This is a genomic window from Rhodobacterales bacterium HKCCA1288, from assembly GCA_015693905.1.
Lineage (GTDB): Bacteria > Pseudomonadota > Alphaproteobacteria > Rhodobacterales > Rhodobacteraceae > M30B80.
Genome location: CP065161.1, coordinates 1,517,230 through 1,540,741, shown reverse-complemented (window position 1 = coordinate 1,540,741; position 23,512 = coordinate 1,517,230). Strand labels below are relative to the sequence as shown.

The following is a 23,512-nucleotide window of genomic DNA, read 5'->3' as shown; positions in this document are numbered from 1 at the left end:
TTTCTGTCTTTCGTCAGCCGACCAGATAATTGGCGGCGGCCATCCAAAGCGGGATGGAAAGAAGCGCAATCGGTGTCCCGATCCCCGTTGATGTGCCGATATAGGCCGAAGGATTGGCTTCGGGCAAAGCGCCGCGCAATGTGGGCGGGCCAGATATGTCGGAACTCGATGCGGCCATCACCGCCAGAAGCACCATTCCGCCCTCAGAAAAGCCCATGAGGTTATGCGCCACCAACCCAAGTCCAAGCCCGATTGCACCATGCACAAAGGGCGCGCACAGACCATAAAGCAGATAGGCATGAGCCACCTTGCGCAATTCGGACAGCCGCGCCCAAGCCTCCATGCCCATCACAAGCATCAAGAGAGACAGAAGGCCATGAAACAGCGGTTTGTAGAATTCTTGGTAGATCGCATCGGGCTTTGCAAAAAGACCAATGGCCAACCCCAAAAGAAGGGCAGAGATGGCAGGGCTGCGCAGCGTGTCCAGTAATATTGCCTTGGCGATTGCGCCTGCCTCTGGGCCATCCCCTCCACTAAGAAGCCCCGCTTTTCTTGTGCCGCCCCCTAAGGCCATCGCGCCGCCGTTTATGGTCATGCCCGCCTCTTTGCGGGCGGCGGCCATCCGTGCCACGAGAATTGCGGTGATCAAAGCGGCGACATCCATGAACGGATAGAGCGCGCCAATATAGCCCTCATAGGTGACACCTTCGGCTTCTAGCATGGCCATGCCTGCAGCCAAGGTCGAGGCGGAAACGGCCCCAAACAGCCCCGCTGTCGCCATCGCATCCATGTCGGTGACCCCGTGTAATTTCCGCAGCGTCACCCGCCCCAACAGCACAATCGCAATACCTGCAACCGTTGCCATCAGCGCGGGCACGGCAAGCTCGATCAGATTGGATTGCGCAATCTCCATGCCGCTTGAGAGGCCGACCTTGAGCAAGAGAAGCATAACGATCAGCTTGTAGATTGGTTCGGGCATTTCAAATTTGCTTGAGGCTGCCGCCAAGACCATGCCGCCGATCAAAAAGGCAAGCGTTGGTTTCTGTAGCTGCTCAAGCATCGTCATCAAGATGTTAATGATAATATCCATGGCTCTCACCCCTTCGTTTGGTGGTGCGGGTGTCGCGCAAATACTGAATTATATCAAATATATGTTTTCTTTGTTTTTGTTCTATTTTATAGAATTATGGGGGGTGCCATTATGCGATTAAACCTACATCACCTGCATCTGTTCCATGCCATCGCCCAAGATGGCACGTTGACGGGGGCTGCCGCGCGGTTGAACATATCGCAATCTGCTGTCTCGACCCAATTGCGTGCGCTTGAAGCCTCACTTGGACATGATTTATTCGAGCGGCGCGGGCGCGGTTTGATCCTGACCGAAGCAGGCCGCATCGCGTTGGATCACGCCGATACGATTTTTCGTACCGCCTCTGACCTGACGGCCATATTGGGCGAGGCGGGTCGCGCGCGCAGTCGAGTGCGGGTTGGCGCCTTGGCGACCCTCTCGCGCAACTTTCAAATGCAGTTTCTAAAGCCGCTGTTGAACACCCCCGATCTAGAGGTCAGTGTGCAATCTGGTGTTCAAGATGATCTTTTGCGGGGCCTTGAAGATCTGTCCTTGGATGTGGTGCTGACAAATCTTGCGCCCGCGCGCGATGCGCAGACGCCTTGGCTGATCCATGCGATAGATGAACAACCTGTCAGCCTTATCGCAGCGCCTGCACGTATCGCTGCTCGTATCACGGGGCGGGGCGATGATTTGGGCGCGCTGCTGCGGGACATGCCATTGATCCTGCCAAGCCCGCAAACCGCAATTCGTGCGGGGTTTGATGCTTTGGCGGCACGACTTGGGGTCACCCCGATTATTGCCGCAGAAGCGGATGATATGGCCATGTTGCGTCTATTGGTGCGCGAAGATGCAGGGCTTGGCGTGATCCCGCCCATTGTTGCGCGCGATGAATTGGCTTCGGGCCGATTGGTTGAGGTAAAGCGGCTAGAGGGCATCACCGAAAGCTTTTTTGCGGTGACCCGTGCGCGCCGCTTCCCAAATCCGCATTTGGCCGAGTTGCTTAAGGTTGCACGGGCGACCTAAAACACAATCTGCGCCAATTTTGTATCGAGGTAATCCTCGATTCCTTCGCTGCCGCCTTCACGACCCAAGCCAGAGAAATTCGTGCCGCCAAAGGGCGCTTCACTTGCGGCCAGGGCGAAACTGTTGATCCCGACCATGCCCGCATGCAGGGCTGCAACTGTGCGCTTGGCGCGGGCGGGATCGCGGGTGAACGCATAGGCGGACAGACCCATGGATGAGGCATTGGCGCGGGCCAACACCTCGTCTTCATCACGGAAGCTGGTGATGGCGGCAATTGGGCCAAAGTTTTCTTCCGAAAAGACGCGCATCTGGTCGGTGACATTACTAAGAACCGTTGGGCGATAGAAATAGCCCGAGTTATGCCCACTGTCCCGCACGCCACCACAGTGCAAGGTGGCGCCGTCTTGCACCGCCTCCTCGACAATCGCGGTGATCTCAGCGAGGCGGCGGGCATTGATCAACGGCCCCATTTCACTTTTCTCGTCCAAGCCATCGCCAAGCGTCAAAGCATCAGCCCGTTTCGTGAATTCAGTTATGAAGGCATCATGCAGGCTTTCATGTACGAAAAAGCGATCTGGCGTGACGCAGACCTGTCCCGCATTGGCGAATTTCGTGGGGACGGCCATGTCGAGGGCTGTTGCCAAATCCGCATCATCATAAATGATAAGCGGGGCATTGCCGCCCAATTCCATCGAAACTTTTTTCACCGTCTCTGCCGCATCGCGCAGCATCTCTTGGCCCACGCGTGTCGAACCCGTGAGAGAGACTTTGCGCACACGCGGGGCTTTCATGATGGGCGCATATGTGTCGGCCGTTGCGCCTACGACCAGATTGATTGCGCCATCGGGCCATCCCCCTGCACGCAAACAGTCAATCATGATCATCGCAACCCCAGGTGTTTGGGAGGAGGGGCGCAAGATCACGGGGCATCCCGCGGCCAAAGCAGGGGCCAGTTTGCGCGCAGGGAGTGAGGCGGGAAAATTCCATGCAGTGAAAGCTGCGGCAATTCCCACGGGGTCTTTGGTCACTTCGAAGCGACCATTGGGGACGCGTGAGGCGATGATCCTGCCATAAATGCGGCGGGCCTCTTCGGCATACCAACGGAATTGATCCACGGCCAAAACCCATTCGCGGCGCGATTGTGCCAATGGTTTGCCTGTCTCGCGAGAGATCATTTGCGCAGCCTCTTCGGCGCGGTTTGCCATGGCATCGGCTGCTTTGTGCAAGGCATCTGCGCGCCCAAATCCCCCCATGTCCAAAAGCGCGGCGCGGGCCTTATCCGCCGCATCGATGGCGCGCGCGGTATCTGTTGCGGCGGCCGTGTAGACCCGACCGAGAGGGGTTTCGGTGACGGGCGAGATCACATCGCTTTGTTGGCCAGACTTGACCCATGCCCCATCAATAAAAAGACCGAAATCAGCATACATCTTCAAAAACCCTCCCACCGATACACGGGTTAGGGCTATCTGAGTTTCAGGACTCAATCAACAAAAAATGCAAAATAAAGAATTCCGCAATCATTGTTGCAAGTCTGGTGTTAAGCCCCTGCCGCGATGGTCGCAGCAACCGCCCTTTGCCAACGCGCATAATCTGAAGCGCGGGTATCTGCATCCATCTTGGGGGCGAATTGACGATCTATGGCCCAAGTTTTTCTGAAGCCTGCTTGGTCTGGGTAAAGGCCTGCCTTATAGCCTGCCAACCACGCAACGCCGCGGGCAGTCGTCTCAAGGTGCGTGGGGCGGTCGACCGGCGCATTCAGGATATCGGCCACATATTGCAGGGTATAATCTGACGCGCTCATGCCACCATCCACCCGCAGCACCGTTTGGCCCGTTTGCGAAGCTGCCATATCGGCGGCCATAGCCTCCATCAGATCACGGGTTTGTAAGCCCACAGATTGAAGCGCGGCGCGCGCCAATTCATTCGGCCCTGTGTTGCGCGATAGACCGAAAACGGCCCCACGGCATTCGGAATTCCAATAGGGTGCGGCCAAACCCGTAAAAGCGGGCACAAGCGTGATGGCTTGGCCTTGATCTGCGGCTTTGGCCATGTCTTGTGTCTCTGCCGCCGAGGCGATGATGCCCAACCCATCGCGCAACCACTGCACCACCGCGCCCGCAATATAGATGGAGCCCTCTAGCGCATAGGCCGTTTGCCCCTCCATGCGATAAGCGATGGTGGTCAAAAGTTTATTCTTCGAAGGGACAGCAGTTGTGCCTGTGTTCATCAGCGCAAAGCACCCAGTGCCATAAGTGACTTTGGCCATGCCTTTGTCAAAACAGGCTTGGCCAATTGTTGCAGCCTGTTGGTCACCCGCAACGGCGCGGATCGGAATTTCTGCGCCGATGACATCCATTGCGGTTGTCCCGAAATGCGCGTCACAATCGAGAACATTCGGCAGAACTGCGCGGGGTATGTCAAAAAGCGAAAGGATATCTTCGCACCACTCAAGGCTGTGGATGTCGAACAGCATCGTGCGCGCGGCATTGGTCACATCGGTCACATGGGCCGCGCCCCCCGTCAGATGCCAAATCAGCCAAGTGTCCACTGTGCCAAAGGCCAATTCGCCCGCCTCGGCGCGTCTGCGGGCATCTGGGATTTCATCTAACATCCATGCCAATTTGCTGGCTGAGAAATATGGATCAAGCACAAGTCCTGTTTTGGCGGTGATCATCTCTTCATGCCCTGCGGCACGCAAAGTTGCGCAGCGATCCGCTGTGCGGCGGTCTTGCCAAACGATGGCATTGTGCAAAGGCGCGCCCGTTTTGCGATCCCACAGAAGCACGGTTTCACGTTGATTGGTGATGCCGATGGCCGCAATCGCCGTTGCGGGTGTCGCGGCATCGCGCAACGCGGATGTGATGCAATTTTGCGTGGTCTGCCACAAATCCATCGGGTCATGCTCGACCCAGCCCGAGCGCGGGTAGTGTTGGGTAAACTCCTCTTGTGCCTGTGCAAGGGCATCAAACCCTGCATCGTAAACAATCGCGCGGGTCGAGGTGGTGCCTTGGTCAATTGCAAGAATATGGGTCATGGTTTAGGCCCCTGTCGAACTGTATGGGATTATATGTGTTGCAAGCCCCCAATCACGGCAACGTGCGGCCAATGGGGCGTCAAGCGGATGATCTGTAAACAGCGCATCAATTTGCGAAAGTGCAGCGATTTTTGCAGGCGCGCTGCGCGTAAATTTTGAGCGGTCGGCCACCAAAAACACGCGCCGCGATTGTGAGATGATTGTCTGGCTGACCCCCACCTCTTGGATGTCGAAATCCAACATATCCCCTTCCGCATCAATGGCTGAGCATCCTATGACCGCAAGGTCAAATTTGAACTGTGCCACCGCATCCGAGGTCAGCTTGCCGATCAGCCCCCCATCGGCGCGGCGCAATTGCCCGCCCGCAAGGATGATCTCGCAATTAGGATTGGCGGCAAGGATAGTCGCGACATTGATGTTATTTGTGACCACCAAGAGATTCTTGTGATGCAGCAAATTTTGCGCAACGGCTTCTGTCGTGGTGCCGATATTGAGGAAGAGCGAAATGTCATCGGGTATTTGGGCCGCACAAGCTGCCGCAATGCGTGCCTTTTCTTCAGCGTATAACCCGCGCCGCATTTCATAGCCGATATTTGATACGCTCGATGGCAGGATCGCGCCGCCATGGACGCGCTCTAATTTTCCCGCATCGGCAAGATCGCTAAGGTCGCGGCGGATGGTTTGGGTGGTCACGCCAAAATGCGCGGCCAGTCCTTCGACACTCACTTTCCCCTCGCGCCGCGCGATATCGAGAATCTCTGGCCAGCGAAAGCTTTGCGACATGCGCGTTCCTTTTCCTTTTCGCGCATTTGCGCGGTTAACAGACCTTAGATGGCTTAAAATCGGGGGTCAATTCTTCGAATGACGTCAAAAATGAATAATTTTGAAGATTATTATTTTCGTTTGTGTTCGTTTGTGTCATAGCGGCGTTAGGTTTCGGTGGAATGAGGCCCGCAAGAAAGGCGCAATGGATATGACGAGCGAGATTGACGATCTTTTCATCATCGGCGGTGGCATCAATGGTTGCGGCATTGCCCGCGATGCGGCGGGACGCGGCTTAACGGTGCGTTTGGCGGAAATGAACGATCTGGCCTCGGCTACGTCTTCGGCATCGACCAAGCTGTTTCATGGTGGGTTGCGCTACCTAGAATATTTTGAGTTTCGCTTGGTGCGCGAGGCGCTGATTGAGCGTGAAATTTTGCTCAAAGCCATGCCGCATATTTCTTGGCCGATGCGGTTTGTGCTGCCCTATCACAAAGATATGCGCTTTGAGAGCCAAACCCCCACATCACGACTTTTGGCGCGGCTTATGCCGTGGATGGCGGGGCGGCGTCCGCAATGGTTGATCCGATTGGGACTGTTTCTTTATGACCACTTGGGCGGGCGGAAGATATTGCCTGGAACCTCGGTGGTGGATTTGCGCAAAGGCCCTGAGGGGGCGGCGCTGCACCGTAAATTTTCCAAGGCCTATGAATATTCAGATTGTTGGGTGGAAGACAGCCGTCTTGTGGCGCTGAATGCCCGCGATGCGGCTGAGCGTGGCGCGGTGATCTTGCCGCGTCACAAGGTGGTGACCGCCAAGCGGGAGAATGGCATTTGGAAGATCAGCACCCAGACCCGCGATGGGCAAACCCATCACCATCAGGCGCGGATTTTGATCAATGCCGCAGGGCCATGGGTCAGCGATGTGATCGGCCAGAAGATCGGTCAAAACAGCAAAGGCGGCGTGCGTCTCGTGCGGGGCAGCCATATTGTGACCAAGCGTCTTTATGACCATGAGAAATGCTACTTCTTTCAGGGTGAGGACGGGCGCATATGTTTCGCCATTCCTTATGAGCGGGATTTCACCTTAATCGGGACGACCGACAAAGATCACCGCGACCCCGATACCCGCCCCGAATGCAGCATCGAGGAGCGGGATTATATGCTGTCCTTTGTGAATAACTATTTCAGCACGGCTGTTACTGCCGAGGATATCGTGTGGTCTTATTCTGGTTTGCGGCCGCTCTATGATGACGGGGCGCAATCGGCATCTGCCGCTACGCGGGATTATACGCTGATCCTTGAAGGGGATGGGGATGCGCCCTTGCTGAATATTTTTGGCGGCAAGATCACCACCTATCGCCGCTTGGCGGAATCCGCGCTTGAGAAAATTGCAGAGTTCACGAAATCCGCGCGCGGGCCGTGGACGGCGGGGGTGGCCTTGCCAGGTGGCGATTTCGAGGTGGGGGATGTGGATCGGTTGATTGCAAGCCTTGTGGCGGATTATCCGTTTCTTACGCCCAAATGGGCCACGCGCCTCATTCGCGCCTATGGGCGGGATGCTTGGGCGATACTGGCGGGGGCTCAAACATCAGAGGATCTCGGTCACGATTTCGGCGCAACTTTGACCGAGGCAGAGGTGCGTTGGCTTATGAAACACGAATTCGCGCAAACAGCCGAAGATGTGGTTTGGCGGCGCAGCAAGTTGGGGCTGCGGCTAGACCCATCACAAATAGCGGCCCTTGATGCATGGATGCAAAGCGCCGCAACGCAGATGGCCGCAGAATAGGCTAATCAAACAGGGACAATTGTTCCGTTGGGTGTTTGGCGGCACGTTTTGTCTTGCGGGGGGATTTGCGGCTGCCATGGCGGGTGAGAACTGCAACCGCGCCCGCCTTGTGATCGGGCGCACGGCGCTTGGCCCAAATCTGATCTTTGGCCCATTTGGCGCGCGCCGCCGGATCAAAGATGGGGTTGGGGTAGGTTCGTCCCAAAATGCCATGCGCGTCAGGATGCACCCACGGGCGGTGCAGGGCATCCCCTGAGAGCTGTGCAATTTCAGGCACCCAACGGCGGATGAACACCCCATCGGGGTCTTGATCCAACCCTTGCTTGATTGGGTTATAGACGCGGATCGTGTTGATGCCCGTTGTGCCAGATTGCATCTGCACCTGTGACCAATGAATTCCAGGCTCATAATCGGTGAACATCCGCGCCAGATGCAGGCCCGTTTCGCGCCAATGGAACCACATGTGATAACTGGCAACGGCCATCACCATCGCGCGCATGCGAAAATTCAGCCATCCCGTGTGATGCAGCGACCGCATACAGGCGTCCAGAAACGGCAGCCCCGTTTGCCCCTCTTTCCACGCTTCAAACCATGGATGCCCCTGTGGATCATCGCGCAGACCATCATAGGCGGGGTGCATATTCTCCCATTCGATCCGTGGTTCGTCTTCAAGTTTTTGGATGAAATGGCAGTGCCAATAAAGGCGGGATTGAAAGGCGCGCAGGGATCCGCGCCAGTCTTTGTGGCTCGGCCCTTTGGGTAGGGTGCCTGCGCGCCGGGCGGCGGCTTGTGCCACCTCGCGGAGCGAGATTGTGCCGAATGTCAGATGCGGCGATAGGCGCGAGCAGGCATCAGCACCCAAAAGCGGGCTAGACATTGCCGCGCGATAGGGCGCGCCGCGTTCAGTAAGAAAACTATGGAGCAGCGCGCGTGCTGCCATTGATCCGCCAATCTGCAGGTGATCCCCGCCATCGGGCGCAAGGCCGAGATCCGCGGGCTTAGGTAAATCGAAACTGGGTGCCTCGCAAATGGGTTCAAGATGCGGGGTTGCATGGCAGGGATGTGACATCTGTTTGTCCCATTCCTCCGCCCATCCGTTGCGCGAGGGTAAGTTTCGGATGACACCGAATTGGCGCGGTTCGTGCCATGGGATGGATTTCGATTTGCACCATGCCGCAACCCGTTTGTCACGCGCATATGTCCAATCATTGCCCGTTTCTTGATGCGACCACAGCGCGGCAATTGTGTGCGCAGTTGCGATTTCTTCGAGCACCGCAACGGCATCCCCGCGAAGGATCACAAGCGGCTGACCCAAGCGCGCCAATGCCTCCCGCAACTCTCCCAAGGATTGCCGCAGAAACGTCCAATGTCGCGCGCTTGCATCGGGCTCGGCCCAGAAATCAGGCTCAATGATATAGAGGGGCAAAACAGGCCCGCGCGCTGCCGCAGAGGCGAGGCAGGCATGATCTGTAACGCGCAAATCACGTTTGAACCAAACAAGCTGAACAGGCCGCTTTTCCATGATCTTGCAAATTAGTGCGTTCATTGGGCTTGTCAGCCATTTGCCCAGTCGACAGAAGCTGATTTGCGGCCTAAGGATGTGGTATACCAAATCCGTGGGCCCATTATGCCGACCATTCCAGACCTGCCGCATAACACAGCGACACCAAGTGAAACCCCCAAAGCCCCGAGCAATCTCAAGGGTTTGGCCCTCATGGCCTTGGGTTTTTTCTTATTTGCTGCCGTAGACACAATGGCCAAATTCCTGACCGATCTGTTTCATCCAGTGCAGATCGTTTGGACGCGGCAATTGGGGCTGCTGTTTGGGGTTTTGGTTTTGCTGCTGTGGCGCGGGCCTGTGATTTTGCGCACGGCGCGACCGAAATTGCAGGCGTTGCGCGGGGCGATTGCGGTGATTTCGGCCACATGTTTCATCTTGGGCGTCAGTTTCGTGCCGTTGGCCGATGCGGTCGCCGTGACATTTGTGGCGCCTTTAATCGTGACTGTTCTGGGCGCCGTCATCTTGCGCGAAACGGTGGGATGGCATCGGTGGGCTGCGATTTCCATCGGTTTCATTGGCACGTTGATCGTGATCCGACCAGGCCTAGGGATCGTGCATCCCGCGGTTCTTCTGGTGCTTTTTGCCGCCAGTTTATTTGCCTTGCGTCAGGTTTTATCGCGTATGATTGCGCCCTATGACAACACCTATACCACGGTAGCTTATACCGCGCTTGTTGGCAGTGCGTTGATCAGCCTGCCGCTGCCCTTTGTATGGATTTGGCCAAGTGACCCCGTCTCAATCGTTTTGATGATTGCAATCGCGGCGATTGCAGGTGTGGCGGAGCTCATGGTCATCCGCGCGCTGGAGATTGCGGAGGCGGTGGTATTGGCCCCTGTGCATTATTCGATGATCCTATGGTCGGTCATGTATGGCTATCTCGTCTTTGCGCAATTGCCTGATGGGTGGACGCTTATTGGAACGGCCGTGATCGTGGCCACAGGTCTTTACACGATGCATCGGGAGCGCCTTGCCGCGCGCTCACGCCGTGCTGCGGTTTAGGCGATTTGCGGCGACCGCCGATAAGGCCAAAAGTCCGCTTGCTACCATCAAGCAGGCCTCAACCCCGCCCCATTGATAGGCAAGGCCCGATAGGCCCGTGCCCAACAATCGGCCTGCCGCATTCGCCATGTAGTAGAAACCAACATCTTGGCTGACCCGCTCGGATTTTGAAAATGCGAGAATGAGGTAAGAGTGCAGGGCCGAGTTCACGGCAAATATCGCGCCAAAGACCAACAGACCCAAGACCAGCGTCACAGTCAGCCAAGGGGCGGGCGTGCCTGCGGTGGAGACAGTAATCGCCAAAAGCGCAGGGATTGGCACAAGCGCCAAGGCCCATTGGCGCGCACTTGCAGACAGTAGCGCCAGATTGTTAGCCCCTTTGCGCAGGATGCGCGGGGCCATGGCCTGAACAGCGCCATAAAGGATGATCCAGACCGCCATGAAGGTGCCAATCATGAAAAAGGCCGCGCGCCTGCTTTCATCGCTGCCATCGGAAAGAACGGCGTAGAAATAAACGGGGATGCCCACCACAAACCACACATCCCGCGCGCCGAATAAAAAGACGCGGGCCGCAGACAGACGATTGATATTTTTGTCTCGCGAGATGACGGTGGAAAACTTGGTCGCTTTGTTCCCTTTGGGCAGGCCGTCCGGCATGAAGAAAAGCAGCGCCACAAGGATCAGTGCCAAAATAGCTGCCATGCCCAACAAGGCGGTGTTGTAGCCATAAAGTGCCAAAAGGCCTGCGCCCAAAAGGAACCCCAATCCCTTTACCGCGTTTTTTGATCCTGTCAGCCAAGATACCCATTTCAGCAATCCAGCCCCTTCGGGTGCCAAAAGTTTGACAGCCGATTTTGAGGACATTTTCGCCAGATCCTTAGCCACGCCTGAGGCCCCTTGCACGGCTATCACATAGGCCACAGATGCGCCGATCGACCACGCAGGATCCAGCGCGGTGAGGGCCAAAAGCGCACCAACCTGTAGGATCAGCCCCGCATATAAGGTGCGGGTCAGGCCAAAACGCGCGGCCAGCCAGCCCGCAGAAAGATTGGTTATGACGCCTGCAAGCTCATAGAGCAAAAACAGATAGGCCAGTTGAACGGGACTAAAGCCGCGCTCGTGGAAGGCCAAGAGAACCAACATCCGAAGCGCGCCATCCGACAGCATAAACGCCCAATAAGCCGCTGTTACGGCGATATAGGCGGGCAGGGCGGATGGCTTTGGCGCGGTCATAGGCTTGCGCCAACCATGCGCGCGACATCAATCAGGCGATGGGCATAGCCCATTTCATTGTCATACCACGCATAAATCTTGGCCTGCGTGCCATTAATGACCATCGTGGATGGCCCATCCACAATCGAGGATCGCGTGTCATTGGTGTAATCCGCACTCACCAAAGGGCGCGCTTCAAAGCCGAGGATGCCGTTCAGCGCCCCTTCTGCCGCACGTGCAAAGGCTGCGTTGATTTCCGCCGCTGTGGCCTCGCGGTCTAGCTCAAAGACACAATCGGTCAGGGACGCGTTCAACAAAGGCACGCGCACAGCGTGCCCATTAAGCTTGCCCTTCAATTCAGGATAGATCAGCGTGATCGCCGTGGCACTGCCCGTTGTGGTCGGGATCAGCGAGTTCAGCGCAGACCGCGCGCGGCGTAAATCTTTAGCTGGCCGATCCACGATGGTTTGGGTGTTTGTGACATCATGGATTGTGGTGATTGAGCCGTGCTTGATGCCAAATTCTTCCATCATCACTTTGACGACAGGGGCAAGGCAATTTGTGGTGCAGCTTGCCGCTGTCACGATGTGATGCGCGGAAGGGTCATAAATCTCATGGTTCACGCCATAGACGATATTCGCGGTGGGGCCATCTTTGACGGGGGCGGAGACAATGACCTTTTTCACGCCTGCGGCGAAATAGGGCGCAAGGGCCGCAGCTGTTTTAAATTTCCCCGTGCAGTCAATGACCACATCCACCCCCTTAAGGGGCAGGTCATGGATGTCTTTGGTGCCAATAAAAGGAATGCGTTGGTCATTTATGATGACAGCATCCTCAGTTGCTGAGAAAGACGCGGGCCAGCGGCCATGCACTGTGTCAAACTCCAACAGATGGGCGTGCATGGCGGCATCACCGACCGCATCATTGATCCATGCAATCTCTGCGTCCGCCTCAAGCAAGGGTCGCAGCGCAAGCTTGCCGATGCGGCCCAATCCGTTCAGCGCGTAGACAGTCATATTTCAATCCTCTTTAGAAATCTCTGCGATGTGATCCACCGCCTTTTGCAGCGCCGCGCGTTCTAGGCTTTCAAGGGGCAGGGCGGTGAAGGCGGCAATACGATTGCGCAACGCGCCATAGGTTGCCTGAAAAGCCAGCCCCCGCTCAGCAACGCTGCCTTGGGCCTTTACAGGGTCAGGCAGGCCCCAGTGCCCGCTGACAGGCTGTCCCGCCCAAGCGGGGCAATCCTCATTGGCGGCCACATCACAGACTGTAAAAACAAAATCCATCTGCGGCGCTTCGGGCGCTTGGAAAACGCTAAGATGCTTAGAACTGAGAGCAGAGGTATCGTGACCTTTCTGGCGCAGCACCTCGAGCGCGAGCGGGTTGAGTGTGCTTTGCGGTTGGACACCGGCGGAGTATACGCGAAACCGATCCCCGCCCATATCGCGTAGCAAAGTTTCAGCCATGATGGAGCGTGCCGAGTTTCCAACACAGAGGAACAGCACATTAAATAGCCTGCCGTCATTCTGCGGGTCAGGCGCACAGTCAAACTGAAGGTTTACCCGTCCACGGCAGCACTCTGAAAATAGAGCAGCCATCATATCATGGGTGGTGTCCATCGCTACGCGATAGCGCAGCGAAGTGCCTTCGCGTTCTTGCGCGATCAACCCCGCCTGATGAAGCGCGCCAAGATAGGCCGACAAGGTTGAGGGTTTAACCCCCAAAGCAGCACCAATTTCCCCCGCCGCGACCGCATCAGGATACCGGCGCATCAGCAGACGAAAAATATCAAGGCGTGGGCCATGGCCCAAAGTTGACAGCTGTGTGACGAGTATATTTTCCATATTTCGTGAATAATCGAAATAATGAATCAAGCAAAGTCTCAAATGGCGCTGTCATGAAAAATTCACGGAGAGCGTAAACTAGCCTGCCAAATGGCTTTCACCGCGGGCTTTGGCCAAGGCAATCTGGTGCTGACGTTCGCGGAAACGCGCGCGATCTTCATCGCTGTGCTCGCCCATACATTGATGGCAGGAGACGCCTTCTTCGAAATGGGGATGTCTGCGATCTTCGACAGAAATCGGGCGGCGACAGGCGCGGCACAGACCATAAGGCCCCTGTTTAAGGCCGTGACCGACAGAGACGCGTTCGTCAAAGACGAAACATTCGCCCTCCCAAAGGCTGCTTTCTTGTGGCATTTCCTCAAGATATTTTAGGATGCCGCCTTTGAGGTGATACACCTCCTCCACGCCTTGATCCTTGAGGAACGCGGTGGATTTCTCGCAACGGATGCCACCGGTGCAGAACATTGCGATCCGCTTGTTGTGAAAGCGATGTTTATTTTCCTCCCACCATTGTGGGAATTGGCGGAAACTTTCGGTCTGTGGATCAACCGCGCCTTTGAAAGTGCCAATGGCCACTTCGTAATCATTGCGCGTGTCGATCACGGCGACATCAGGGGCCGAGATCAATTCGTTCCATTCTTCAGGCGCAACATAAGTGCCCACGATTTTGAGCGGATCAGTTTCTGGCACACCCATCGTGACGATCTCGCGCTTCAGGCGCACCTTGAGGCGGCCAAAGGGCATTTCGGTGGCTGTGCTTTCTTTCCATTCAAACGCCGCACAACCAGGCAGGTTGCGGATATGGGATAGCACCGCGTCAATCCCCGTGCGGCTGCCTGCGATGGTGCCGTTGATCCCTTCGCGCGCCAAAAGAAGCGATCCCTTGATCCCCTGCGTCTCGCAAAGCTCAAGCAGGGGCGCGCGCAACTCTTCGGGCGCGTCAAATCGGGTAAAGTGATAGAGAGCGGCGACAATATACATAGCTGCGCATTTACGCCCTTGCATTGTGCAACTCAACCCTTAGGTGATGCGGCACGCTGCCCTATACGGAGACCATGGTATGAAACCCGATACTCACGCGCTTTTGGTGATTGATGTGCAAAATGACTTTTGTGAAGGCGGCGCCTTGGCTGTGCCTGAGGGCAGCGCGATTGTAGCGGGGATCAACGCCTTGATGGATGACTATGCCGCCGTGATCCTGACCCAAGATTGGCATCCCGCGGATCATTCCAGTTTTGCAAGCCAGCATGAGGGGCGCGCGCCCCTAGAGATGATTGAGATGCCCTATGGCCCACAGGTTTTATGGCCTGATCATTGCGTGCAAGGCAGCGCGGGGGCGGAATTCCATCCAGAACTTCGCACAAACCGTGCGGATCTGATTATTCGCAAAGGGTTTCGCCCTGCCATCGACAGCTATTCTGCGTTTTTCGAAAATGATCACCAGACCCCCACGGGGCTTGAGGGATATTTGCGCAATCGTGGGATCACGCATCTGACCATGGTCGGATTGGCGACAGATTTCTGTGTCAATTATTCCGCGCAAGATGCCGCAAAACTAGGGTTTGCAGTCGAGCTGCGCCGCGATTTGTGTCGCGCGATTGATCTGGGCGGATCATTGGCGACAGCTTTGGATGACATGGCCGCTTTGGGCGTGATGATGTCAAAGGGCTGATTGATAGAGTTTGACAGTTAACCCACCGAAGGCCACGGGGCGGCTCACCTCTGACCATGTCAAACCTGTGGCCTTGGCTAACCCTTCGTCCGATGTGACCATGCCAAATTGCCATCCCGTGAACCGTTCGCGCATGACCGCGCCAATGGCGCCGTAAAGCCCAAACAACAATTTGCGATTGCCAATCCGCGCGCCATAGGGCGGGTTCAGAATGACCAACCCTTTTTGCTTTGTCGGTGGTTCAAGCGCGCTGAGGGGCTGACAGGCAAAGCTGGTCCATTCCGCAACACCCGCCCGCTCGGCATTGGCGCGCGCGCCTGTAATCGCCCCTTGGTCGCGGTCGAACCCGTAAAATTGCACGGCCTCAGCCTCGCGTGAGGAAAAATTGCGGCGCATTGCAGACCAATCAGCACTCTCAAATCCGGCAAGATCTTCAAACGCAAAACGGCGCGCACGCCCTGCGGGCAACCGCGCGGCAATCTCGGCGGCCTCAAGCAAAAACGTGCCCGAGCCACACATCGGATCAACTACAGGCATCCCGCCATGATAGCCGCAGGCCCGCAAAAACGCGGCTGCAAGGGTTTCTTTCATCGGCGCTTTGCCGATGAATTCCTTGGCGCCCCGTTTGTGTAAGCTCTCGCCAGATGTATCGAGGCTGAGTGTGCAAAGATCATCTTCGATGCGCAGTTTGACAACAATCAGCGCCTCAGGGTTTGGCGTGATGCCAAGCGCCGCGCTGATTGCCCCCTCAATTCGTTCCGCAGCCGCGCGTTGGTGGTAAATCTTTGATTTGCGGCAGGTGGCCTCAACGCGCCAAGCTCGATCAGGACGCAAAATGCTGGCCCAATCCAATTTGCGCGCGCGCTTGTCCAATTGTGCCAGATGCATCGCGCGGAATTCCGCGATACGGATCAATACGCGTCCCGCGCAGCGCAGCCAGAGATTGGCACGCATTGCTTCAGCGAGATCACCCTGACAGATTACACCCCCTGCCACAGATTGCACGCCCGAGAAGGATAAGCTGCGGGCCTCCTCGGCGAGGATATCCTCCAATCCTGGGGTGCCTTGCAGGAAAATTTCCATCGCTCTTGCCTTTATGGCCTATGATTTGCTCTAAACGGCGCGAAACACGCCTGCTTGGAGCCTAGCCATGGTCGATATCGCCACCCGTGTCCATAACCATCGCTGGAGGATTGACCCGATCGTGCGCTCGCTGATCGACACGGATTTCTATAAATTGCTGATGTGTCAGTCGGTCTTTCGCAATCGGCCCAAAACCCAAGTCGCATTTTCACTGATCAATCGCACAACGCGCATCCCGCTTGCGCATCTGATTGATGAGGGTGAATTGCGTGAACAATTGGATCATATCCGCACACTGCGCCTGACGCGGGGCGAAAGCACGTGGCTGCGCGGGAATACGTTTTACGGCAAGCGCCAGATGTTCCGCCCCGATTTCATGGAATGGTTCGAGGCGCTGCAACTGCCCCCCTACCATCTGGAACGGGTGGGAGATCAATATGAGCTGACCTTTGAAGGCGCATGGCCCGAGGTGATGCTTTGGGAAATCCCCGCGCTTGCAGTTTTGATGGAATTGCGCGGGCGCGCTGTCTTGAAAGACATGGGTAAGTTCGAGTTGCAGGTGCTCTATGCCCGCGCGATGACAAAGCTTTGGGAAAAAATCGAAAGAATGCGCGCGATTGAGGGGCTGCGCATTGCCGATTTCGGCACCCGCCGCCGCCATTCCTATCTGTGGCAGGATTGGTGTGTGCAGGCGATGATCGAAGGTTTGGGGGGTAAATTCGCGGGCACCTCGAATTGCCATATCGCGATGAAGCGCGACATTGAGGCCATCGGGACGAACGCGCATGAATTGCCGATGGTCTATGCCGCCTTGGCCCGCGATGATACGGAACTGGCCCGGGCGCCCTACGATGTGCTTGCGGATTGGCATGAGGAACATGATGGCAATCTGCGCATCATCCTGCCTGACACCTATGGCACGGCGGGGTTCCTCAGGAACGCGCCCGATTGGTTGGCGGGTTGGACGGGTATTCGTATCGATTCAGGCACGCCCGAGGCAGGGGCCGAGGCCGCGATTGACTGGTGGAAATCGCGCGGCGAAGACCCTACGCAGAAATTGGTGATCTTCTCGGACGGGTTGGATGTCGACCGCATCGCCGAGCTGCACGCAAAATTTTCAGGCCGCGTGCGCGTGTCCTTTGGCTGGGGCACGCTTCTGACCAATGATTTCCGCGGGCTGGTCGAGGGCGATGCACTCGCCCCCTTCTCGCTGGTCTGCAAAGCCATCCGCGCCGACGGCCGCCCCACGGTCAAACTGTCCGACAACCCCGAGAAAGCGATGGGGCCACAGGACGAGATCGCGCGCTATAAGCGCGTGTTCGGGGTGGGGGAACAGGAGCGGGTTGAGGTGGTGGTTTAGGGCTTTGCTAGCAAGTCAACCAACGGCCCATTAATGTAATAGTTGTTTAGCCCGATCTTCATTTTCTTTAGTAGACCGGATTCTGCCAGCTCGTTCAGGTATTTTCCCGCAGTTTGACGACTGACTCCAACCTCATCAACAACATATTCAATTCTAGTGTATGGGTGTCGAAAGAGATTATTGATCAATTCTTGAGAATAGATCTTTGAGTGCTGATCACGAAGCCTCTTTTTGGTCTCTGCCATTAGTATGCGTATCCCCTGAACTAGCCGCGTAGTTTCCGCAGCAGTTTCTGAAACGGCAGCTAGCATATAGAGAGTCCATGGCTCCCAATCGCCAGTATCGCGTGTAGCTTGAAGAAGCCGATAGTAGTCCCCCTTATTTCGAGTAATGTATCGACTCAGGTATAGAATTGGGATCTCAAGTAGCCCAAGTTTACACAAAAAAAGAACGTTCAGAATTCGCCCGATACGGCCGTTGCCGTCTGGAAATGGGTGGATACTTTCAAACTGATGGTGGACAATTGCCATAGCCACTAGCGGATCAATATTCTCAGGAAGTGGTTCATTAATGAAAGACTCAAGCTCACCCATTTGTCGTGAAATGTCATTGAAGGATTGTGGGGGCACGTAAACGATCTCGCCAGTCCTATCGTTCTTTAGGGCTGTTCCCGGCGTTCTTCTGAAGTCACCCGTGCTCCGCTTCAGTGTCTGAAAAAGCGCGATTATTGTGCTATTGCTGATGTTGCCCTTCTTTTCATGTAATTGTTCAAACCCTAAGCGTAGAGCGGAGCCATAGAGTGCGACCTCTTTTGCTTCGGGCGACGGGTATAATCCCAGTCGGGTATTCATTTGATAGAGTTCATCCTGCGTGGTCACGATGTTCTCGATCTCAGAACTTGCTGCTGCTTCTTGTAGGGTGAGAGTATCGATTAGAATGCCTTGGTTTGGCAATGATCCGGCGCGCCCTTTCAGTTCGGCAACATTCTTGTGCGCTTCCTTAAGTGCCTTGAGGATAGGCAGCGTTTCAAAGTCTACCGGTGGTGGAAGTGCAGGTATCTTGTAGGTCTCGACTAAGCGGGGACCCGATACTGTTGTCGTTCTGTCCATGTGCTTACCTCGATACTGCATATATGTTAAGAAAACGATATTTTCTTAACATATGAGAGTCGCTATGTCGAAGGAAGCCGTTTTTTGAAACACACCACAAGGTCGCCGCGTCATCACCACAGCTTGTCACCGCAAGCGTAGGCTCCCACCCTGCGTCGGTAAAGGAAATGTGTAACCTGCATCACGCTATGTTGGCCAGGTGAAACCCACCATCCCCGCCCACCACCCGCGTGCATGATGGGTTTCATCCACCCCTCACCCCTCCACCTTCCCCCGTCCTGCCTTCACCTCGGCGCGCACCTTCTTCGCCTTGATCCGCCGTTCCACCGATCCCTTCGTGGGGCGGGTCGGGCGGCGGGGTTTTGGCACCACTAGGGCGGCGCGGATCATCTCGGCTAGTCTTTCACGGGCGATCTCGCGGTTGCGGGCTTGGCTTCTGGTGTCTTGCACAAAGATCACCACCGCGCCGTCTTTCGTCCATTTCTGGCCCGCGATGCGTTGCAAGCGGCGTTTGACGTGCGCGGGCAGATGGGGGGAACGGGCGGCCTCGAACCGCAATTCCACTGCCGTTGAAACCTTGTTCACATTCTGACCGCCTGGCCCTTGGGCGCGGGTGAAGCTTTCGGTCAATTCCCAATCGGCAATGGTGATCTGGTCGGTGATGGTCAGCATCTGGGTCTGCCTTGCGGGTTTGTGCGGGCATCATAGCGGGCAAAGGCGGATAATCCCAGTGACGATCCTTCGCCTCAAGCCCGTAAGATTTCGCAGATGACGCCCCTTGATTGAAGGGGGGGGCATCGTTACGTGAGGGGCTATGATGAAAAGACCACTCCGCCCTCATCTTGCACAAGTCCCTTGGTCCTTTGTTTTGGGGCGGATTGATTTGTGATGCTTAAGATCATCAGTCTTTTTCTAATTTTTATGGCCGTGCTTGCCATGTTTGGAAAGCTGCGCCTGCCCAAGTTCAAATCGCGCAAGCCGCGCTTTCCTCCAGACCCCCTAAAGCGTGATCCGCTAAAACGAGATCCGAGAGACGAGGACAAACCTGAATGACCGCGCATATTGCCTTGGCTGTTTTGGGCTTGGTGATCCTCGTTCTTGCGGGGGATGCGTTGGTGCGGGGGGCTGTCAACCTTGCGTTGCGGTTGGGCATTTCGGCCTTGGTCGTCAGCCTGACCGTGGTGGCCTTTGGGACATCTGCGCCAGAATTATTGGTGTCGATCCAAGCGGTGCTTGGCGATGCACCAGGCTTGGCACTGGGCAATGTCGTGGGGTCGAACATCGCCAATGTTCTTTTGGTCTTGGGGTTGCCCGCAATTATTTCCTGCCTTGATCCCAGTGTCTCGGACACGCGCAAGAATTACATTTTCATGCTCTGCGCCAGTTTGGTCTTTGTCGTGCTTGCGTTTCTGGGGCCCTTTGTCTGGTGGCACGGTCTGATCCTTCTGGCGGTTTTTGCGCTGATATTGGGCGATCAAATTCGTCATGCCTTTGCAGGTGATGCGCCCGAAGAGTTACCCGAAGAATTGGAAGAAGCTGATCCGTCCATGCCCTATTGGAAGATTGGCATGTATCTTGGGCTTGGCTTGATTGGTCTGCCTTTGGGGGCGGATCTCTTGATTGACAGCGCCACAGAAATCGCGCGCGCCTTTGGCGTGTCGGAGGTGGTCATTGGTTTGACCCTGGTGGCCCTTGGCACCAGTTTGCCCGAATTGGCGACATCTGTGATGGCCGCATTGCGCAAACATGCAGATGTGGCCTTGGGCAATGTAATTGGCTCGAACATCTTTAATTTGGTGTTCATTTTTGGGGTCGCGCCATGGTTTGGCGCCATTCCCGTGGATAGTGAATTCCTGCGCTTTGATCTTTGGGTGATGTTGGGCACTTCGCTGATCTTGCTGCCTTTCGTGTTTTTCCGGTGGCGCATGGGGCGCGCGGTGGGACTTCTCTTTGTGGCGCTCTATATCGGCTATGTAAGTTTCTTGTTGCACTAGTCGGAGGTTCACAGATGCCCGCAGCTTTGGTGACAGGCGCAGGTCAGCGCTTGGGTCAGGCAATGGCGATTGCATTGGCACAGGCGGGTTACGATGTGGCGATCCATTATGCCTCATCCCGCGAAGGGGCTGAGACGACCGCGGCAGCCGTTCGGGCCGCAGGGCGTCAGGCGGTTCTGGTGCAGGCCGATCTTTTGGACGAGGCGGCGACACAGGCCCTTTTGCCTGAGGCCCGTGCGTCAATCGGGGCGCCTTTTTCGGTTCTGGTCAACAACGCCTCCATATTCGAGCATGATACATTCGGGGGCCTCACCCGCGAGAGTTGGGATCGGCACATGAATTCCAACTTGCGCGCGAGCGTGGTCTTGTCCGAGGCTTTTGCCGCGCAGGCCCCCAAAGCCGTTCAAGATAGCGGCGGTGAGCCGCGCGCAACCTCAGTCATCATCAACATGATCGACCAAAGGGTGCATAAGTTGACCCCCGATTTTGTCAGTTACACATTGGCAAAATCCGCATTGTGGACATTTACCAAAACCGCCGCGCAGAATTTAGCGCCCGATATTCGCGTAAATGCCATTGGGCCCGGCCCAACATTGCGTGGGGGACGGCAGGATGCAGCGGCCTTTGCCCGCCAGAGACAATCTACAATTTTGCACCGTGGCGCCGATTTGGACGATATCACCGATGCGCTCATCTATTTGGTGAAAGCTAAGGCTGTGACAGGCCAAATGATCGCCGTGGATGGGGGGCAGCATCTGGCTTGGGCGACCCCTGATGTTGTGGGGACGGAATAGGTCTAATTTTTGATCATGATTGGAGTTTTCCACCGCGGCTCCTTAGGTAACGTTTAGGTAAAGTTTAAGTAACGCTTTGATCACAAAGCCCCGCTGGAAAAGAAAATAATTAACAAATTCAAATAGTTAAAAAGACGCCTAAAAATTGTGCAATTCACAGAACCCTCCGAAAAACAAAGAAAAATTTCGATGCTTCAAGGGTTTTCCGCAGGTTTATCCACAGGTTTAGTGGACATATTTTCCCTTGAACTTGGCTGCTCTTCGTTGCAGCGCGAATTGGAATCAGGGCAAGCTTTGCATCATGGATGACATGTTAGAAAACAGCGTGGAAATTAGCCCCTCAGCAGATGCGCCGCGGCAGGGGCATGAGGTCATCCGCGACTATCTTAAGACGCTAGATCAAAGCCCTGGTGTTTATCGCATGCTCGATGCGCAGAGCCGCGTTTTATATGTTGGCAAGGCGCGTGCCCTTAAGCGGCGGGTGTCGAATTATGCGAAACCCTCGGGGCATAGTCCGCGTATCGCGCGGATGATTTCGGAAACTGCTTCGATGATGTTTCTGACCACGCGCACCGAAACCGAGGCGCTGCTGTTAGAGCAAAATCTCATTAAGCAGCTCAAGCCGCGATACAATGTTTTGCTTCGTGACGATAAAAGCTTCCCGAATATCGTAATTGGGGCTGCGCATGATTTTCCGCAAATCCGCAAACATCGAGGGGCGAAGACGGAGAAAGGGCAGTATTTTGGCCCGTTTGCATCGGCGGGTGCGGTTAATCGCACGTTGAACCAATTGCAAAAAGTGTTCTTGCTGCGCAATTGCAGCGACACGACTTTTGACAGCCGCACGCGGCCCTGTTTGCTTTATCAGATTAAGCGGTGTTCTGCGCCATGTGTTGGCTATATTAGCGCATCAGATTACGCCGCGAGCGTGGCTGATGCCGCGCGGTTTTTGCGTGGGAATTCCACCGAAATTCAAGAGCAGCTTGGCGCGCAAATGGCCGAGGCGGCTGAAGCGATGGAATATGAGCGCGCTGCAGCCCTGCGCGACCGCATTCGCGCGCTGACGCAAGTGCAAGGTACCCAAGGGATCAACCCGCAAACTGTGCGTGAGGCCGATATCATCGCCTTACATATGGAGGGCGGTCAGGCCTGTGTTCAGGTCTTTTTTATCCGCGCCAACCAAAACTGGGGCAACCATGACTACTACCCGCGCTTGGGTGGTTCTGAATCCCCCGATGAGGTGATGGAAGCCTTTTTGGGCCAGTTCTATGATAACAAGGAACCCCCACGCCAAGTGATCCTGTCGCATGGGCTGGAGGAGGCCGAGCTGATGGAGGCCGCCCTGGGCCAAAAGCGCGGTGGCAAGGTTGAGATCCTCGTGCCACAGCGCGGCGAAAAGGCTGAATTAGTTGAGGGGGCATTGCGCAATGCCCGCGAAAGCCTTGCACGGCGTATGGCCGAAAGCGCCACCCAAGCAAAATTGTTGCGCGGTTTGGCCGATGCGTTTGGCCTAGATGGCGCGCCTGCGCGCATAGAGGTTTATGACAACTCGCATATCCAAGGCGCGCATGCCGTTGGGGCCATGATTGTTGCGGGGCCAGAGGGCTTTCTCAAAAGCCAGTATCGCAAATTCAACATCCGCGGAGACGACCTTACCCCCGGGGATGATTTTGGCATGATGAAAGAGGTTCTAACGCGCCGCTTTCAGCGCCTCCTTAAGGAAGACCCTGACCGCAAATCGGATGCTTGGCCTGACTTATTGCTTATCGATGGTGGGGCAGGGCAGATCAGTGCTGTTGCCGAGATCATGGGGGATCTAGGTGTTGACGATGTGCCCTTTATCGGTGTCGCCAAAGGTGTTGATCGTGATGCGGGCAAGGAAGAGTTCCACCGCTATGGAGCGCGTCCCTTTGCGCTTAAGCGCAATGACCCTGTGCTCTATTTTATCCAACGCCTGCGCGATGAGGCGCATCGCTTTGCAATTGGGGCGCATCGCGACAAACGATCAAAGGCGATTGGCGCGACCCCGCTGGATGAGGTTCCCGGCATTGGCGCCACCCGCAAGCGGGCGCTTTTGGCCCATTTTGGAAGTGCCAAGGCCGTGTCGCGCGCAGATTTGGCAGATCTTAAGGCGGTAGAAGGAATCTCAGATCGGATGGCAGAAACCATCTATGCCTTCTTCCATGACGGGGCGTGAGCGGATA

At 55.9% G+C, this 23,512-nt stretch carries 21 protein-coding genes; 9 read left to right on the top strand and 12 right to left on the bottom strand.

Going from position 1 to position 23,512, the window contains the following annotated elements; genetic code table 11:
• Nucleotides 1-13: 13 nt before the first annotated feature.
• Nucleotides 14-1,090: a sodium-dependent bicarbonate transport family permease gene (locus tag I3V23_07530; GenBank protein QPI84466.1), complete on the bottom strand. Its 1,077-nt coding sequence runs from the start codon at nt 1,088-1,090 to the stop codon at nt 14-16.
• 108 nt (nt 1,091-1,198) lie between these two features.
• On the opposite strand from I3V23_07530, the gene I3V23_07525 reads away from it, so the two are divergent.
• A complete protein-coding gene (locus tag I3V23_07525) occupies nt 1,199-2,095 on the top strand; it encodes a LysR family transcriptional regulator (GenBank protein ID QPI86745.1) in 897 nt (298 codons plus the stop codon).
• Here I3V23_07525 and I3V23_07520 read toward each other — a convergent pair.
• From I3V23_07520 to I3V23_07510, 3 genes are all read right to left on the bottom strand, one after another.
• A complete protein-coding gene (locus I3V23_07520; GenBank protein QPI84465.1) occupies nt 2,092-3,522 on the bottom strand; it encodes an NAD-dependent succinate-semialdehyde dehydrogenase in 1,431 nt (476 codons plus the stop codon). The two genes, I3V23_07525 and I3V23_07520, sit on opposite strands and share 4 nt — an antisense overlap.
• A gap of 110 nt (nt 3,523-3,632) precedes the next feature.
• Entirely contained in the window at nt 3,633-5,129 is a 1,497-nt protein-coding gene (gene glpK, locus I3V23_07515; GenBank protein QPI84464.1) for a glycerol kinase GlpK, read from the bottom strand.
• A 3-nt stretch (nt 5,130-5,132) separates the two neighbouring features.
• Nucleotides 5,133-5,912: a DeoR/GlpR transcriptional regulator gene (locus tag I3V23_07510; protein QPI84463.1), complete on the bottom strand. Its 780-nt coding sequence runs from the start codon at nt 5,910-5,912 to the stop codon at nt 5,133-5,135.
• Nucleotides 5,913-6,102: 190 nt separating this feature from the next.
• Here I3V23_07510 and glpD point away from each other — a divergent pair, with 190 nt between their 5' ends.
• Nucleotides 6,103-7,680: a glycerol-3-phosphate dehydrogenase gene (gene glpD, locus I3V23_07505; protein QPI86744.1), complete on the top strand. Its 1,578-nt coding sequence runs from the start codon at nt 6,103-6,105 to the stop codon at nt 7,678-7,680.
• A 1-nt stretch (nt 7,681) separates the two neighbouring features.
• Here the strand turns inward: glpD and I3V23_07500 are convergent, their stop codons facing one another.
• Nucleotides 7,682-9,202 carry a deoxyribodipyrimidine photo-lyase gene (locus I3V23_07500; protein ID QPI86743.1) on the bottom strand — a complete coding sequence of 507 codons (1,521 nt, stop codon included), beginning with the start codon at nt 9,200-9,202 and terminating at the stop codon, nt 7,682-7,684.
• 192 nt (nt 9,203-9,394) lie between these two features.
• Here I3V23_07500 and I3V23_07495 point away from each other — a divergent pair, with 192 nt between their 5' ends.
• Nucleotides 9,395-10,240 carry a DMT family transporter gene (locus I3V23_07495; protein ID QPI86742.1) on the top strand — a complete coding sequence of 282 codons (846 nt, stop codon included), beginning with the start codon at nt 9,395-9,397 and terminating at the stop codon, nt 10,238-10,240.
• Here the strand turns inward: I3V23_07495 and arsJ are convergent.
• The 4 genes from arsJ to I3V23_07475 form a co-directional block, all read right to left on the bottom strand.
• Nucleotides 10,220-11,473, bottom strand: coding sequence for an organoarsenical effux MFS transporter ArsJ (gene arsJ, locus I3V23_07490; GenBank protein QPI84462.1), 1,254 nt, complete (start codon nt 11,471-11,473; stop codon nt 10,220-10,222). The two genes, I3V23_07495 and arsJ, sit on opposite strands and share 21 nt — an antisense overlap.
• The gene (locus tag I3V23_07485) at nt 11,470-12,468 is read right to left on the bottom strand and encodes an ArsJ-associated glyceraldehyde-3-phosphate dehydrogenase (GenBank protein ID QPI84461.1); all 999 of its coding nucleotides are present in this window, start codon (nt 12,466-12,468) and stop codon (nt 11,470-11,472) included. Before I3V23_07485 ends, arsJ begins: the two co-directional genes overlap by 4 nt.
• 3 nt (nt 12,469-12,471) lie before the next feature.
• Nucleotides 12,472-13,296 (bottom strand): helix-turn-helix domain-containing protein, encoded by an 825-nt coding sequence (locus tag I3V23_07480; protein QPI84460.1) that lies wholly within the window; start codon nt 13,294-13,296, stop codon nt 12,472-12,474.
• 78 nt (nt 13,297-13,374) lie between these two features.
• Nucleotides 13,375-14,277, bottom strand: coding sequence for a rhodanese-related sulfurtransferase (locus tag I3V23_07475; GenBank protein QPI84459.1), 903 nt, complete (start codon nt 14,275-14,277; stop codon nt 13,375-13,377).
• A gap of 79 nt (nt 14,278-14,356) precedes the next feature.
• Between I3V23_07475 and pncA the strand changes: the two genes are divergently transcribed.
• Nucleotides 14,357-14,968: a bifunctional nicotinamidase/pyrazinamidase gene (pncA, locus tag I3V23_07470; GenBank protein ID QPI84458.1), complete on the top strand. Its 612-nt coding sequence runs from the start codon at nt 14,357-14,359 to the stop codon at nt 14,966-14,968.
• On the opposite strand, the gene I3V23_07465 is transcribed toward pncA, so the two are convergent.
• A complete protein-coding gene (locus I3V23_07465; GenBank protein QPI84457.1) occupies nt 14,957-16,051 on the bottom strand; it encodes a class I SAM-dependent RNA methyltransferase in 1,095 nt (364 codons plus the stop codon). The genes pncA and I3V23_07465 overlap by 12 nt on opposite strands.
• Nucleotides 16,052-16,118: 67 nt before the next feature.
• Between I3V23_07465 and pncB the strand changes: the two genes are divergently transcribed.
• A complete protein-coding gene (gene pncB, locus I3V23_07460; GenBank protein ID QPI84456.1) occupies nt 16,119-17,411 on the top strand; it encodes a nicotinate phosphoribosyltransferase in 1,293 nt (430 codons plus the stop codon).
• Here the strand turns inward: pncB and I3V23_07455 are convergent.
• Both I3V23_07455 and arfB read right to left on the bottom strand, forming a co-directional pair.
• Nucleotides 17,408-18,520 (bottom strand): Fic family protein, encoded by a 1,113-nt coding sequence (locus I3V23_07455; protein QPI84455.1) that lies wholly within the window; start codon nt 18,518-18,520, stop codon nt 17,408-17,410. The genes pncB and I3V23_07455 overlap by 4 nt on opposite strands.
• A gap of 255 nt (nt 18,521-18,775) precedes the next feature.
• Complete coding sequence (gene arfB / locus I3V23_07450) at nt 18,776-19,192, bottom strand: aminoacyl-tRNA hydrolase (protein ID QPI84454.1); 417 nt, start codon at nt 19,190-19,192, stop codon at nt 18,776-18,778.
• Between the two features lie 216 nt (nt 19,193-19,408).
• On the opposite strand from arfB, the gene I3V23_07445 reads away from it, so the two are divergent.
• The 4 genes from I3V23_07445 to uvrC all read left to right on the top strand — a co-directional run bounded on the left by I3V23_07445 (nt 19,409) and on the right by uvrC (nt 23,505).
• Nucleotides 19,409-19,573, top strand: a complete 165-nt coding sequence (locus I3V23_07445; protein ID QPI86843.1) for a hypothetical protein — start codon at nt 19,409-19,411, stop codon at nt 19,571-19,573.
• Nucleotides 19,570-20,514 carry a calcium/sodium antiporter gene (locus tag I3V23_07440; protein QPI84453.1) on the top strand — a complete coding sequence of 315 codons (945 nt, stop codon included), beginning with the start codon at nt 19,570-19,572 and terminating at the stop codon, nt 20,512-20,514. The genes I3V23_07445 and I3V23_07440 overlap by 4 nt, the downstream gene beginning before the upstream one ends.
• Nucleotides 20,515-20,528: 14 nt before the next feature.
• Nucleotides 20,529-21,308, top strand: coding sequence for an SDR family oxidoreductase (locus I3V23_07435; protein QPI84452.1), 780 nt, complete (start codon nt 20,529-20,531; stop codon nt 21,306-21,308).
• A gap of 301 nt (nt 21,309-21,609) precedes the next feature.
• Nucleotides 21,610-23,505 (top strand): excinuclease ABC subunit UvrC, encoded by a 1,896-nt coding sequence (gene uvrC, locus I3V23_07430; protein ID QPI84451.1) that lies wholly within the window; start codon nt 21,610-21,612, stop codon nt 23,503-23,505.
• The last annotated feature ends 7 nt before the right edge of the window (nt 23,506-23,512 follow it).

Bases quoted from the DNA above. Each gene is read 5' to 3' on its own strand.
- arsJ (QPI84462.1), bottom strand. From the start codon at position 11,473: ATGACCGCGCCAAAGCCATCCGCCCTGCCCGCCTATATCGCCGTAACA.
- I3V23_07485 (QPI84461.1), bottom strand. From the start codon at position 12,468: ATGACTGTCTACGCGCTGAACGGATTGGGCCGCATCGGCAAGCTTGCG.
- I3V23_07445 (QPI86843.1), top strand. From the start codon at position 19,409: ATGCTTAAGATCATCAGTCTTTTTCTAATTTTTATGGCCGTGCTTGCC.
- I3V23_07495 (QPI86742.1), top strand. From the start codon at position 9,395: ATGGCCTTGGGTTTTTTCTTATTTGCTGCCGTAGACACAATGGCCAAA.
- I3V23_07475 (QPI84459.1), bottom strand. From the start codon at position 14,277: ATGTATATTGTCGCCGCTCTCTATCACTTTACCCGATTTGACGCGCCC.
- arfB (QPI84454.1), bottom strand. From the start codon at position 19,192: ATGCTGACCATCACCGACCAGATCACCATTGCCGATTGGGAATTGACC.
- I3V23_07455 (QPI84455.1), bottom strand. From the start codon at position 18,520: ATGGACAGAACGACAACAGTATCGGGTCCCCGCTTAGTCGAGACCTAC.
- uvrC (QPI84451.1), top strand. From the start codon at position 21,610: ATGGATGACATGTTAGAAAACAGCGTGGAAATTAGCCCCTCAGCAGAT.
- I3V23_07480 (QPI84460.1), bottom strand. From the start codon at position 13,296: ATGGAAAATATACTCGTCACACAGCTGTCAACTTTGGGCCATGGCCCA.
- I3V23_07465 (QPI84457.1), bottom strand. From the start codon at position 16,051: ATGGAAATTTTCCTGCAAGGCACCCCAGGATTGGAGGATATCCTCGCC.
- I3V23_07520 (QPI84465.1), bottom strand. From the start codon at position 3,522: ATGTATGCTGATTTCGGTCTTTTTATTGATGGGGCATGGGTCAAGTCT.
- I3V23_07510 (QPI84463.1), bottom strand. From the start codon at position 5,912: ATGTCGCAAAGCTTTCGCTGGCCAGAGATTCTCGATATCGCGCGGCGC.
- I3V23_07440 (QPI84453.1), top strand. From the start codon at position 19,570: ATGACCGCGCATATTGCCTTGGCTGTTTTGGGCTTGGTGATCCTCGTT.
- I3V23_07530 (QPI84466.1), bottom strand. From the start codon at position 1,090: ATGGATATTATCATTAACATCTTGATGACGATGCTTGAGCAGCTACAG.
- I3V23_07435 (QPI84452.1), top strand. From the start codon at position 20,529: ATGCCCGCAGCTTTGGTGACAGGCGCAGGTCAGCGCTTGGGTCAGGCA.
- pncB (QPI84456.1), top strand. From the start codon at position 16,119: ATGGTCGATATCGCCACCCGTGTCCATAACCATCGCTGGAGGATTGAC.
- I3V23_07500 (QPI86743.1), bottom strand. From the start codon at position 9,202: ATGGAAAAGCGGCCTGTTCAGCTTGTTTGGTTCAAACGTGATTTGCGC.
- glpD (QPI86744.1), top strand. From the start codon at position 6,103: ATGACGAGCGAGATTGACGATCTTTTCATCATCGGCGGTGGCATCAAT.
- pncA (QPI84458.1), top strand. From the start codon at position 14,357: ATGAAACCCGATACTCACGCGCTTTTGGTGATTGATGTGCAAAATGAC.
- glpK (QPI84464.1), bottom strand. From the start codon at position 5,129: ATGACCCATATTCTTGCAATTGACCAAGGCACCACCTCGACCCGCGCG.